This window comes from Thermodesulfobacteriota bacterium (genome assembly GCA_040758155.1).
In the GTDB taxonomy this organism is placed as follows: Bacteria; Desulfobacterota; Deferrimicrobia; order Deferrimicrobiales; family Deferrimicrobiaceae; genus UBA2219.
The window spans coordinates 1-13,015 of record JBFLWB010000143.1; the positions used below are offsets into that span (position 1 = coordinate 1).

Sequence of the window (13,015 nt, forward strand, 5' to 3'; positions counted from 1 at the left end):
AGCTGCGGGTGGCGCCCGGGGACCGCGTCCGGGCGGGCGAGACCGTCGTGGGGGTGCTCCGTTGAAGAAGGAAGGACTGCGGGATAGCGACAGCGTCCGCCGCGGAGTCTACGTCCTGCCGAACCTGCTCACCTCGGCGTGTCTGTTCGCGGGGTTCTATTCCATCGCCTCCACCTACACCGCCGGCTTCGAGAAGGCGGCGGTGGCGATCGTGGCCGCGGCGGTCTTCGACGGGCTCGACGGGCGGGTCGCCCGGATGACCGGGACGACCACGCGGTTCGGCGTCGAGTACGACTCCCTGGCCGACGTGATCGCGTTCGGCGTCGCCCCCGCGTTCCTCGTGTACGGGTGGGCGCTGTCCGGGTTCGGCAGGTGGGGATGGGCCGCGTCGTTCCTCTACCTCATCTGCGGGGCGCTGCGGCTCGCGCGGTTCAACGTGCAGATCAACACGGTGGAAAAGGGGAAGTTCAACGGCCTCCCCATTCCGGCGGCGGCGGTATGCGTCGCCTCCATCGTCATGCTGTTCTACTACCTTGGGGGGTCGGGGAGCTACAAGCACTTGGCGGTGCTGCTGACGATCTACGTGCTGGCCTTCCTGATGGTCAGCACGATCCGTTTCAACTCGTTCAAGGACCTGGAGCCGTTCCGGCGCCGCCCGTTCAACACGCTGGTGGTCTTCGTGCTCCTGGCCATCCTGCTGGCCATGGAACCGCAGGTGATGGTCTTTCTCCTCGCCGCGGGCTACATCGTATCCGGGCCGGTGGGGGAGATCGTCCGGATGGTACGGCGCAAGGAAAAGACGGAGGAAAGCGAGAAGGAAATCCATGGGAATGACGATCAGCGAGAAGATCCTCGCTAAGCACGCGGGCCGGCCTTCCGTTTCGCCGGGAGAGCTGGTCATGGCGAAGGTGGACCTGGCGCTCGGCAACGACGTGACCACCCCCATCGCGATCAAGGCGTTTCGCTCGGCCGGCGCGAAGGAGGTGTTCCGCAAGGACGGGATCGCCCTGGTGGCCGACCACTTCACGCCGAACAAGGACATCAGCAGCGCCGAGCAGGTCCGGGTCATGCGGGAGTTCGCCCGGGAGCAGGGCATCGTGCACTTCTACGACGTCGGGCGGATGGGGATCGAGCACGTCCTGCTTCCCGACGAGGGGCTCGTCGTCCCCGGGGACCTGGTGATCGGGGCGGACAGCCACACGTGCACGTACGGCGCCCTGTGCGCCTTCTCCACGGGAGTAGGGAGCACCGACCTGGCGGCCGCGATGATCTCCGGCGAGGTCTGGCTCAAGGTCCCCGAGACGCTGCGGATCGTCCTGAAGGGACGCCCCGGGAAGTGGGTCGACGGAAAGGACGCGATACTGCACATCATCGGGAGGATCGGGGTGGACGGCGCGCTCTACCGGTCGATGGAGTACGCGGGGGACGGGATCGCGCACCTGCCGATGGCGTGGCGGTTCACCATGACGAACATGGCGATCGAGGCGGGCGGCAAGAACGGGATCTTCCCGTTCGACGGGACCACGCGCGAGTACGCCGACGGCCACGCGAAGCGGAAATACGAAGTGACGGCGGCCGACCCGGACGCCCGGTACGCCGACGAGATCGAGGTGGACCTTTCGGCGCTCGAACCGGTCGTGGCGTTCCCGCACCTGCCGGAGAACACGAGGCCCGTGTCGCAGGCGGGGAACGTGCCGATCGACCAGGTCGTCGTGGGCTCCTGCACCAACGGCCGGATCGAGGACCTGCGCAGCGCGGCGGAGGTGATCCGGGGGCGGAAGGTCCACGACGGCGTGCGGATGCTGATCTTCCCGGCGACCCAGGAGATCTACCTGCAGGCGGTCCGGGAGGGGCTGGTGGAAGTGTTCGTTACGGCCGGCGCGGCCGTCTCGACCCCCACCTGCGGCCCCTGCCTCGGCGGGCACATGGGGATCCTGGCGAGGGGGGAGCGGGCGATCGCGACGACGAACCGCAACTTCGTCGGGCGGATGGGGCACCCCGAAAGCGAGGTCTATCTTTCGAACCCGGCGGTGGCCGCGGCGTCCGCGGTGCTCGGGCGCATCGCCTCCCCGGAAGAGGTCGTCGGGAAGGGAGGGAAGTGATGGAGCTGCGCGGCAAGGCGTGGAAGTACGGGGACGACGTCGACACCGACGCCATCATCCCCGCGCGGTACCTGAACACCTCCGACCCGGCGGCGCTGGCGAAGCATTGCATGGAGGATATCGACACCTCGTTCGCGTCGAAGGTGGCCAAGGGCGACTTCATCGTGGCGGGGAAGAACTTCGGGTGCGGCTCCTCGCGGGAGCACGCGCCCATCTCCATCCGGGCCGCGGGCGTCTCGGCGGTGATCGCGCGCTCCTTCGCCCGGATCTTCTACCGGAACTCCTTCAACATGGGGCTGCCGATCTTCGAGGCCCCGGACGCCGTGGACGAGATCGAAGCGGGCGACGCCCTCGTCGTCGACATGGACCGGGGGCTGCTGCGGAACGAGACGAAGGGCAGGGAATACCGGTTCACCCCGATCCCCCCGTTCATGCAGGAGCTGGTGTCCGCCGGCGGCCTGCTGAACTACATCGCGAAGCGGAAAGGGGGGTGAGGATGGGCACGAAAAAGATCTGCGTCTTCCCCGGCGACGGGATCGGCAAGGAGGTCATGCGGGAGGCGCTGGCCGTCCTGGCGACGGTCGAGGAGCTTTCCGGGAAGCACCGGTTCGAGACCGAGGAGGAGCTGCTGGGGGGCGCCTGCTATGACGTCCACAAGGTCCCCCTGACCGACCGGGGGCTGGAGCTGGCGGCGGGGGCCGACGCGATCCTCCTGGGGGCGGTGGGCGGCCCGAAGTGGGACGCCCTGCCGTTCGAGCTCCGTCCCGAGCGCGGGCTGCTGCGGCTGCGGAGGGAGCTGGACCTGTTCGCGAACCTGCGCCCCGCCAAGGTCTTCGCCCCCCTGCTCGACGCCTCGCCGCTGCGGCGGGAGGTCATCGAGGGGATCGACCTGGTCGTGGTCCGGGAGCTCACCGGCGGCCTCTATTTCGGGAAGCCGCGCGGCATCCAGGTGATCGACGGGGTGGAGACGGGGATCAACACGGAAGTGTACACGCGCCCGGAGATCGAGCGGGTCGTGCGCGCCGCCTTCGAGCTGGCGCGGAAGCGGACCCGGCGGCTGACCTCCGTCGACAAGTCCAACGTGCTCGAGTCGTCGGTGCTGTGGCGGAAGGTGGCGACAGAGGCGGGGGCGGAGTATCCGGACGTGACGCTCTCCCACATGCTGGTGGACAACTGCGCGATGCAGCTCGTCCGCAACCCCCGCCAGTTCGACGTGATGGTCATGTCGAACCTCTTCGGCGACATCCTGACCGACGAGGCGTCGATGATCACCGGGTCGATCGGCATGCTGCCGTCGGCGTCGCTGGGGGGGAAGGTCGGGCTGTACGAGCCGATCCACGGCACAGCGCCCGACATCGAGGGGAAGGGGATCGCCAATCCCCTCGCCATGATCCTCTCCGTCGCGATGATGCTAAGATATTCGTTCGACATGCTCGCGGAGGCCTCGTGGATCGAGGGCGCCGTGGAGCGGGTCCTTGTCGCCGGCTACCGGACGGCGGACATCCATCGCGAGGGATCGGGAAGGAAGGTCGGGACCGCCGAGATGGGCGAGCGCGTCCGGGAAGCGGTCCGGAAACTATCGCAGAAGGGGTGAGGCAATGAGCGGCAAGAGGTTCAACGTGGCCGTCGCCGGGGCGACCGGGGCGGTGGGGGAAGTCTTCCTGAGCATCCTGGAGGAGCGCAAGTTCCCCATCAGGAACATCCGCCTCCTGGCGTCGGAGCGCTCGGTGGGCAAGCGCCTGAAGTTCGCGGGGGAGGAGTTCCCGGTCGAGCTGCTGTCGAAGGACGCCTTCAAGGGGATCGATATCGCGCTGTTCTCCGCGGGGGCATCGCGCAGCAAGGAGTTCGCGGGGGCGGCCTGGGAGTCCGGCGCCGTCGTCGTCGACAACTCGTCCGCGTTCCGGATGGAGCCGGACGTCCCGCTGGTGGTCCCCGAGATCAACCCGCAGGCGATCGGGCAGTACAAGCAGCGCGGGATCGTGGCGAACCCCAACTGCACGACGATCATCTCGATCATGCCGCTCAAGCCGCTGCACGACTTCGGGAAGCTCGTGCGCGTCGTCGCGTCCTCGTACCAGGCGACATCGGGGGCCGGCGCCAAGGCGATGGCGGAGCTGGTCGCGCAGACGAAGGCGTTCGCCAACGGCCAGCCGATGGAGGTGGCGGCGTTCAAGCACCAGATCGCCTTCAACGTCATCCCGCACATCGACGCCTTCCTCGACAACGGCTACACCAAGGAAGAGATGAAGATGACCAACGAGGGGCGCAAGATCATGGGGATCCCCGACCTGCGCGTCACCTGCACCACGGTGCGGGTCCCGGTCCTCACCGCCCACTCGATCTCGATCAACGCGCAGTTCGAGAAGAAGATCTCCGTCGCCAAGGCAAAGGAGCTCATCGCGAAGTTCCCGGGCTGCCAGGTGATGGACGAGCCGGGAAACAACGTGTACCCCATGCCGCTCTACTGCGCCGGGAAGGACGACTGCTACGTCGGCCGGATCCGGGAGGACGAGAGCGCCGAGAACTGCCTGAACCTGTGGGTGTGCGGCGACCAGCTCCGCAAGGGGGCGGCGCTCAACGCCGTCCAGATCGCCGAGGTGCTGGCGCAGAAGTACCTGTAGCCGTCTGCCCGTGAGACGGGTGAAACTCACCGTCACGTACGACGGCACGGCGTACGCCGGGTGGCAGGTCCAACCGAACGGGACGACGATCCAGGCGGTGATGGAAGCGGCGCTCGCGCGGATCCTCCAGGAGCCGGTCCGGCTGCGGGCGGCGGGGCGGACGGACGCGGGGGTGCACGCGCGGGAGCAGGTCGCCGATTTCGCGGACTCCGGCCGGCGGGACATGGAAACGATCGTCCGGGGAGGGAACGCGCTGCTGCCCGGCGATATCCGGATTCTCTCCGCTCAAGAAGCGCCGCAGGATTTCGACGCTCGGAGACACGCGGCGGAAAAGGAGTACCAGTACTTCCTGCACCTTTCCCCCATAGCGTCTCCGTTCTTCTCCCGGTACGCGTGGCACCTTCCCGTCCCGCCGGACCTCGACGAGGCGGGGGAGGCGCTCTCCCGCCTGATCGGAGAGCACGATTTCAGCTCCTTCCGCGGCCAGGGCTGCAGCGCGAGGTCCCCGGTGCGGACGATCTTCCGGGCGGGGATCGCCCGCCACGACGCGCCGGGCCTGTATTCCATCGACATTGCCGGGAACGGCTTCCTCCGCCACATGGTGCGGAACATCGTCGGAACGGCGGTGGACGCGGGGAGGGGAAAGCACGACGCGCGCCGGATGGAGGAGATCCTGGAAGCGCGGGACCGGGGTGCCGCCGGGATCACCGCGCCCGCCCACGGGCTGTTCCTTTGGAGAGTGAGGTACTGACGCCGTGCGCGGGGAGAAGGCCATCGTCCGCTGCCCCTGGGTCGACCTCGGGAAACCGGAATACGTGGATTACCACGACCGGGAGTGGGGAGTCCCGGTTCACGACGACCGCCTCCTGTTCGAGTTCCTCACCCTGGAGGGCGCCCAGGCGGGGCTGAGCTGGTACACGGTCCTGCGGAAGCGGGAGAATTACCGGGCGGCCTTCAACCGGTTCGACCCGGAGAAGGTGGCCCGGTACGGAGAGAGGAAAGTCGCGGAATTGCTCGCGAATCCGGGGATCATCCGCAACCGGGCAAAGATCCTCGCAGCGATCGGAAACGCGCGGAGCTTCCTGGAGGTCCGGGACGAATTCGGCAGTTTCGACGCGTACATATGGCGATTCGTCGGCGGAAGGCCGATCGTGAACGAGATCCGGACCCTTGCCGATTATCGCGCCACCAGCCCGGAGTCGGACGCGATGAGCGCGGAGCTGCGCCGGAGGGGATTCCGGTTCGTCGGATCGACGATATGTTATGCTCACATGCAGGCCACCGGGATGGTGAACGACCACGCCCTCTCCTGCTTCCGTCGGCGGGAGATTCTCCGGTGTGTTTGTTCTTGACGATCCGGCGGTTTTCCGGTTTAATTACTTTCTTTGATTTCGACGGGGAAGGTTTGCGCCATGAAGACGACGAAGATGCTGACCAGGGACATAGCCGATCAGAAATGGTACGTGGTGGACGCCGAGGGGCAGGTCCTCGGGCGGATGGCGACGAAGATCGCCGACGTCCTCCGGGGCAAGAACAAGCCGACGTTCACCCCCAACGCCGACATCGGCGATTTCGTCATCGTGGTGAACGCGGAGAAGGTGAAGCTCACGGGCAAGAAGATGACGGACAAGATCTATTACCGCCACAGCGGGTACATGGGCGGGCTGAAGTCCACCACCCCGCAGAAGGAGCTCGGCGGCGCGCACCCGGAGCGGATCGTGGAATGGGCGGTCCGGGGGATGCTTCCCAAGACGCGCCTCGGGGACAGGCTGTTCACCAAGCTGAAGGTGTACGCGGGGCCGGAGCATCCGCACAAGGCGCAGCAGCCGCGGATGCTGGCCGTCAACGAATAGGAGGAACCACCGCACCATGGCTCAAGCGAAGGTGTACGCTACGGGGAAACGGAAGACGGCGATCGCGCGCGTCTACATCAAGTCCGGCACGGGGCGCATCACGGTCAACGGCCGGGAGTTCGAGGATTACTTCCCGGTGCTGGCGCTGCGGTCGGTCGTCACCCAGCCGCTGGTCCTGACGGGGAAGCGCACCAGCGTCGACGTCGACGTGAACATCGGCGGCGGCGGCCCCATGTCGCAGGCCGAGTCCGTCAAGTGCGGCATCGCGAAGGCGCTGCAGATCGAGAACCCCGAGCTCCGCTCGCCGCTGAAGCGCGCCGGATTCCTCTCGCGCGACGCCCGCATCAAGGAACGGAAGAAGTACGGACAGCCGGGGGCCCGCAAACGGTTCCAGTTCTCCAAGCGTTGATCGGGAGGGGGAGACTCAGCCCCTCTTCACCGGACGATCTTCCGAAGGGGAAGGCAGGGACACCCGCCTTCCCCTTCTTGTTTTCCCTCTACCGAGTACAATGTGAAGGATGGGAAAAGGCATGAAGCGCGTCGCGATCTTCGGGGCCACCGGATACACCGGGTTCGAACTGATCCGGATGCTGCTGTCCCATTCCGGGGCGAGGATCTCCGTCCTCACCTCCGAGCAGTACTCCGACCAGCCGCTCGCGCAGGCGTTCGCGCCGTTCAAGGGGAAGCTCGAGGGCGCCGCCTTCGGGAAGATGGAGAAGCTCATCGGGGGCGATTTCGACCTCGCCTTCCTGGCGCTTCCGCACACGGTCTCCTCGTCGGTCGCGGGTACGCTGATCGGCCGCGGGATTCCCGTCGTGGACCTTTCCGCGGATTTCCGGTTCCGCAGCATCCCGCTCTACGAGTCGGTCTACGGCGTCACCCACAAGAATCCCGCTCTGGCCGCGAAGGCGGTCTACGGCCTTCCCGAGGTCTACCGGGACAAGATCCGGAAGACGCGGCTCACCGCCGTCCCGGGCTGCTTCCCCACGTCGGTCATCCTGGGGCTGCGTCCGCTGCTGTCGGCGGGGGCGATCGACGCGAAGGGGATCGTCGCGGACTGCAAGACGGGGGTCTCCGGCGGGGGGCGGGGGCCGGCGCTCGGATTCCACTTCCCCGAGGTGGACGGAGGGGTACGGCCGTACGGGCTCCCGACCCACCGCCACAACCCGGAGATGGATCAGGAGCTGTCGATTGCCGCCGGGAAGAAGGTGGCGATCACCTTCGTCCCGCACCTGATCCCGATGGTGCGCGGGATCCTCGCCACCGGCTACGCCACGCTGGCCCCGAAGCGGAAGGCGAAGGACGTCGAGGCCGCGTTCCGGAAGGCGTACGCGGGCGAGCCGTTCGTCCGCCTCCTGCCGCCCGGGCTGCTCCCTTCCACCAAGGACGTGCGGGGCAGCAACTACGTCGACATCGCCTGGCGGGTGGACGAGAAGACGCGGAGAGTGGTGGTGGTCTCCGCCATCGACAACCTGGTCAAGGGCGCGTCGGGAGCGGCCGTGCAGTGCTTCAACCTGATGTGCGGCTTCCCGGAGGACGAGGGGCTCAAGGGGATGCCCCTGTTCCCGTGAGCGCGGGCGGGCGAAACGACCGCGTGGCGGTGGTGATACCCGCGCGGTACGGCGCGACGCGGCTGCCGGGGAAGCCGCTGGCAGAAATCGACGGCCGGCCGATGATTTGGTATGTCTGGGAGAAAGCGAAACGTGCGACAATCCCTTCCCGGGTGGTCGTGGCGACGGACGACGAGCGGATCGCGTCGGCGGTCCGGGGCTTCGGCGGGGAGGCGGTCCTGACCTCCCCCGACTGCGCGTCCGGAACCGACCGGGTGGCCGAGGCGGCGCGCGGGATGGACGAGGGGATCTTCATCAATCTGCAGGGGGACGAGCCGCTGATGGATCCCTCGGTCGTCGACGCGGTGGCGCTGCCGCTGGTGTCCGACCCGGAGGTCTCCATGTCGACGGCGGCGCTGCCCGGGGACGATCCGGCGGAATACGCCAGGCCGTCCGTGGTCAAGGTGGTGACCGACGCGAAGGGGGACGCGCTGTACTTCTCCCGCGCCCCCATCCCGCATTATCGGGACTCCGGCGCGGGCCGGTACCGGAAGCATCTCGGGATCTACGGGTACCGCCGCGAGTTCCTCTTCCGCGTGGCCGCGCTCCCGCCCTCCCCGCTCGAGGAGGCGGAGCGGCTCGAGCAGCTCCGGGTGCTGCAGGCCGGGTACAGGATTCGCGTGGTCGACGTCGGGCACGATTCGGTCGGGGTGGACACCCCCGAGGACCTGAAGGCCGTGGAGGAGAGGCTATGCGGGCCGAAAAGACGCTGAAACCCAAATACATCTTCGTGACGGGGGGCGTCGTCTCCTCGCTGGGGAAGGGGCTGGCGGCCGCGTCGATCGGCGCCCTGATGGAGTCCCGGGGGCTGAACATCACGATGCTCAAGCTCGACCCCTACATCAACGTGGACCCCGGCACGATGAACCCGTTCCAGCACGGGGAGGTGTTCGTCACCGACGACGGCGCCGAGACCGACCTCGACCTGGGGCACTACGAGCGGTTCGTTTCGTCCCGCACGGGGAAGAAGAACAACTGCACGACGGGGAAGATCTACCACTCCGTCATCACGAAGGAGCGGCGCGGCGACTACCTGGGCGGGACGGTCCAGGTGATCCCGCACATCACCGACGAGATCAAGCGGGTCATCTACGCGGCGGCGAAGGGGTACGACCTGGCGATCGTCGAGGTGGGCGGCACGGTGGGCGATATCGAGAGCCTCCCGTTCCTCGAGGCGATCCGGCAGGTGAAGGGCGACCGGGGGAAGGAGAACGTCCTCTACGTCCACGTGACGCTGGTCCCCTACATCAAGACGGCCGGGGAGCTGAAGACCAAGCCCACCCAGCACAGCGTGAAGGAGCTGCGCTCCATCGGCATCCAGCCCGACATCCTCCTGTGCCGGTCGGACCGGGCCATCCCCAAGGACATCAAGGCGAAGATCGCGCTGTTCTGCAACGTCACCGAGGACGCCGTGATCACGGCGAGCGACGTGGACCTCATCTACGAGGTGCCGCTGATCTACCACCAGGAAGGGCTCGACGACAAGCTGATGGAGCTGCTCAACATCTGGGCGGGCGAGCCGCGCCTCGACGACTGGATGCGCGTGGTCGAGCGGTGGAAGAACCCGGTCGGGGAGGTCACCATCGCCATCGTCGGCAAGTACGTCAACCTCAAGGAGTCGTACAAGAGCCTGAACGAGGCGCTGACCCACGGCGGGATCGCGCACCAGGTACGGGTCCATCACCGGTTCGTCGACTCGGAGGAGGTGGAGCGGCAGGGAGCCGAGGCGCTGCTGAAAGGGGCCGACGGCATCCTGGTCCCGGGGGGGTTCGGGTCGCGCGGGGTGGAAGGAAAGATCTCCGCCGTCAGGTACGCGCGGGAGAACGCGATCCCCTATTTCGGGATCTGCCTCGGGATGCAGGTGGCGGTGGTGGAATTCGCGCGCAACGTCTGCGGCCTGACCGCGGCGACCAGCCGGGAGCTCGACAGCGAGAGCCAGTGCCCCGTCATCGACCTGATGCCCGAGCAGCGCTCCCTCGAGGAGAAGGGGGCGACGATGCGGCTGGGGGCGTACCCGTGCAGGCTGCTCGACAAGTCGCTGGCGCGGAAGTCGTACGGAGCGCCCGAGGTCTCGGAGCGGCACCGGCACCGGTACGAGTTCAACAACGACTACCGGGAGCTGTTCGTCTCCAAGGGGATGCAGATCACCGGCGTCTCGCCGGACGACCGGCTCGTCGAGATCGTCGAGGTGCCCGGCCATCCGTGGTTCCTCGGCTGCCAGTTCCACCCGGAGTTCAAGTCCCGACCCATGCTTCCCCACCCGCTGTTCCGCGATTTCATCGGCGCGGCGAACGCCCGGGCGTCCCGGGGGAGCATTTCTTAAGCCGTGGCCGCGGGAAGTCCGATCCGGAGGGTTTCCGTCGGGGGCCGATTCGAGATCGGCGCGGGCTGCCCGCCCGTATTCATCGCGGGGCCGTGCGTCCTCGAGTCCGAGGATCTCGCGCTGGAGGTGGCCTTTTTCCTCGAAACGCTCGCGGCCTCCCTCGGGGTCGGCGCGATCTTCAAGGGCTCCTTCGACAAGGCGAACCGCTCGTCCGCGGGCTCCTTCCGGGGGCCGGGACAGGACGAGGGGCTGCGGATCCTGGCGAAGGTGAAGGAGCGCCACGGGCTCCCCGTCACGACCGACATCCACGACCCGGCGCAGGCGGCCGCGGCCGCGCGGGTGGTCGACCTGCTCCAGATCCCCGCCTTCCTCTGCCGCCAGACCGACCTGCTGCTGGCCGCCGCGGAGACCGGGCTCCCGGTGAACATCAAGAAGGGGCAGTTCATGGCCCCGTGGGACATGCGGAACGCGGTCGAGAAGGTGCGCTCCGCCGGCAACGATTCCGTCCTCGTGACGGAGCGCGGCACGACCTTCGGGTACAACAACCTCGTTGTGGATTACCGCGGGCTCGCGTACCTCCGCGAGTCGGTCTGCCCCGTGGTCTTCGACGCCACCCACAGCGTGCAGCTCCCGGGAGGCGCGGGGACCGCGTCCTCGGGGGAACGGAAGTACGTCGCCCCCCTGGCAAGGGCCGCCGTGGCGGCGGGAGTGGACGGCGTCTTCCTGGAAATCCACCCCGATCCGGCCCGGGCGCTGTCGGACGGCCCGAACAGCCTCCCGCTCGACGAGGTCGAGCCGCTCCTTCGGACCCTCCTGGCGCTGCGTGCCGCGGCGGGAGAGGAGGTGTAGGCCGTGGAAAACGACCGGATCGCGCGCGCCGCGCGGGTCCTCTCCGTCGAGGCGTCCGCGATCGAGGAGATCCGGAAGAAGGTCGACGCGTCCTTCGGGAAGGCGGTGGACCTGCTGCGGTCGGCGCGGGGGAAAGTCGTCGTCACCGGGATGGGGAAATCGGGGCTGATCGCCCGGAAGATCGCATCGACGATGGCGTCCACCGGCACGCCCGCCTTCTTCCTCCACGCCGCCGACGGGATCCACGGGGACCTCGGCATGGTGCGGCGGGGCGACGTGGTCATCGCGCTTTCCAACTCCGGGGAGACCGAGGAGATCGTCCGCCTGCTGCCGGTGTTCCAGCGGATCGGCCTGCCCGTGATCGCGCTGACCGGGAAGCCCGACTCCACCCTCGGAAAATACGCGGACGTCGTCCTCGACGTCGGCGTGCCCGAGGAGGCGTGCCCCCTCGGGCTCGCGCCCACCGCTTCCACGACGGCGACGCTGGCGATGGGGGACGCCCTCGCGGTGGTCCTCTTCGAGGAGAAAGGATTCTCCGAGGAGGATTTCGCGCGGCTGCATCCCGGCGGGGCGTTGGGACGGAAGCTTCAGACGGTGGCGGACCTGATGCACAAGGGGGACGCGATCCCGCTGGTCGCCCAGGAAACTCCCCTGAAGGACGCCCTGCTCGTCATCAGCCAGAAGCTGCTGGGGGTCACCGGCGTGCTGGACGGAAACGGGGACCTGGCCGGTGTGATCACCGACGGCGACATCCGCAGGGCCACCCAGGCGGGGGTGGATCTCTACAAGGCGACCGCGGCGGAGATCATGTCCCGGTCGCCGAAGCGGATCGGCGAGAAGGAGCTGGCCGCGGCGGCGCTGCGGAAGATGGAGGAGCACTCCATCACCAGCCTGTTCGTATTCGATGCGTCCTCTCCGATGCGGCCGGTCGGGATCGTCCACATCCACGACCTCCTGAAGGCGGGCGTGGGATGAGCGGGCCGTCGGTGCGCCGGGGGGCGGACGAGAAGGCGGCACGTGTCCGCCTGTTCCTCATGGACGTCGACGGCGTGCTGACGGACGGCGGGATCATCCTCGACGGCAACGGCCTGGAAACGAAGCGGTTCCACGTGCGGGACGGCCACGGCATCAAGATGCTCCAGCGCGCGGGGGTGGAGACGGGGATCATCACCGGGCGCACGTCGGCGGTGGTCGAGGTCCGGGCGCGGGAACTCGGGATCGGGATCGTCCGCCAGGGGGCGCACGAGAAGGCGCGCGCGCTGCGGGAGGTCCTGGCGGAGCGGGGCGTCGCCCCGGAAGAGAGCGCCTACGTCGGGGACGACATCGTGGACCTCCCGATCTTCCGGGAGGTGGGGTTCTCCGCCGCCCCCTGCGACGCGGAGCCGTACGTACTCGACGCGGTCGATTTCGTCTCGTCGCGGGCGGGGGGCATGGGCGCGGTGCGGGAGATCATCGAATACGTCCTGAAGGCGAAGGACCTGTGGCGGGCCGCGACGTCGAAATATTTCGAGAAGGTCCCCAGGATATGATCCCGCGGCTCCTCCCCTGGGCGGTCTTCGCGGCACTGGTCGGCCTCCTGGCGTTCCGCGCGGGCTCTCCGGGGGCGGGCGGGGGGGGCGCGGGCCGGGCGGGGGGGGGGGGGGGGGGGGCGGGGGAG

General features: G+C 68.1%; 15 protein-coding genes. All 15 read left to right on the top strand.

The window, feature by feature from the left end; translation table 11 throughout:
- Positions 1-61 precede the first annotated feature (61 nt).
- Positions 62-859: a CDP-diacylglycerol--serine O-phosphatidyltransferase gene (pssA, locus tag AB1346_09815; protein MEW6720730.1), complete on the top strand. Its 798-nt coding sequence runs from the start codon at positions 62-64 to the stop codon at positions 857-859.
- The gene (leuC, locus tag AB1346_09820) at positions 825-2,102 is read left to right on the top strand and encodes a 3-isopropylmalate dehydratase large subunit (GenBank protein MEW6720731.1); all 1,278 of its coding nucleotides are present in this window, start codon (positions 825-827) and stop codon (positions 2,100-2,102) included. The genes pssA and leuC overlap by 35 nt, the downstream gene beginning before the upstream one ends.
- Complete coding sequence (gene leuD, locus AB1346_09825; GenBank protein ID MEW6720732.1) at positions 2,102-2,596, top strand: 3-isopropylmalate dehydratase small subunit; 495 nt, start codon at positions 2,102-2,104, stop codon at positions 2,594-2,596. The genes leuC and leuD overlap by 1 nt, the downstream gene beginning before the upstream one ends.
- Before the next feature lie 2 nt (positions 2,597-2,598).
- Positions 2,599-3,696 carry a 3-isopropylmalate dehydrogenase gene (leuB, locus tag AB1346_09830; GenBank protein MEW6720733.1) on the top strand — a complete coding sequence of 366 codons (1,098 nt, stop codon included), beginning with the start codon at positions 2,599-2,601 and terminating at the stop codon, positions 3,694-3,696.
- 4 nt (positions 3,697-3,700) lie between these two features.
- The gene (locus AB1346_09835) at positions 3,701-4,723 is read left to right on the top strand and encodes an aspartate-semialdehyde dehydrogenase (protein MEW6720734.1); all 1,023 of its coding nucleotides are present in this window, start codon (positions 3,701-3,703) and stop codon (positions 4,721-4,723) included.
- Between the two features lie 10 nt (positions 4,724-4,733).
- Positions 4,734-5,474: a tRNA pseudouridine(38-40) synthase TruA gene (truA, locus tag AB1346_09840; GenBank protein ID MEW6720735.1), complete on the top strand. Its 741-nt coding sequence runs from the start codon at positions 4,734-4,736 to the stop codon at positions 5,472-5,474.
- 4 nt (positions 5,475-5,478) lie between these two features.
- Positions 5,479-6,075: a DNA-3-methyladenine glycosylase I gene (locus AB1346_09845; protein ID MEW6720736.1), complete on the top strand. Its 597-nt coding sequence runs from the start codon at positions 5,479-5,481 to the stop codon at positions 6,073-6,075.
- A 60-nt stretch (positions 6,076-6,135) separates the two neighbouring features.
- Complete coding sequence (rplM, locus tag AB1346_09850; protein MEW6720737.1) at positions 6,136-6,576, top strand: 50S ribosomal protein L13; 441 nt, start codon at positions 6,136-6,138, stop codon at positions 6,574-6,576.
- A gap of 16 nt (positions 6,577-6,592) precedes the next feature.
- Positions 6,593-6,985, top strand: coding sequence for a 30S ribosomal protein S9 (gene rpsI, locus AB1346_09855; GenBank protein ID MEW6720738.1), 393 nt, complete (start codon positions 6,593-6,595; stop codon positions 6,983-6,985).
- A gap of 121 nt (positions 6,986-7,106) precedes the next feature.
- Complete coding sequence (gene argC, locus AB1346_09860; protein MEW6720739.1) at positions 7,107-8,147, top strand: N-acetyl-gamma-glutamyl-phosphate reductase; 1,041 nt, start codon at positions 7,107-7,109, stop codon at positions 8,145-8,147.
- Entirely contained in the window at positions 8,144-8,899 is a 756-nt protein-coding gene (gene kdsB, locus AB1346_09865; GenBank protein MEW6720740.1) for a 3-deoxy-manno-octulosonate cytidylyltransferase, read from the top strand. The genes argC and kdsB overlap by 4 nt, the downstream gene beginning before the upstream one ends.
- Positions 8,896-10,509: a CTP synthase gene (locus tag AB1346_09870; protein MEW6720741.1), complete on the top strand. Its 1,614-nt coding sequence runs from the start codon at positions 8,896-8,898 to the stop codon at positions 10,507-10,509. The genes kdsB and AB1346_09870 overlap by 4 nt, the downstream gene beginning before the upstream one ends.
- Positions 10,510-10,530: 21 nt before the next feature.
- On the top strand, positions 10,531-11,358 hold the full coding sequence (kdsA, locus tag AB1346_09875) for a 3-deoxy-8-phosphooctulonate synthase (protein MEW6720742.1): 828 nt from the start codon (positions 10,531-10,533) through the stop codon (positions 11,356-11,358).
- A 3-nt stretch (positions 11,359-11,361) separates the two neighbouring features.
- Positions 11,362-12,333 (top strand): KpsF/GutQ family sugar-phosphate isomerase, encoded by a 972-nt coding sequence (locus AB1346_09880; GenBank protein ID MEW6720743.1) that lies wholly within the window; start codon positions 11,362-11,364, stop codon positions 12,331-12,333.
- Complete coding sequence (locus AB1346_09885) at positions 12,330-12,887, top strand: HAD family hydrolase (GenBank protein ID MEW6720744.1); 558 nt, start codon at positions 12,330-12,332, stop codon at positions 12,885-12,887. Before AB1346_09880 ends, AB1346_09885 begins: the two co-directional genes overlap by 4 nt.
- Positions 12,888-13,015: the final 128 nt, after the last annotated feature.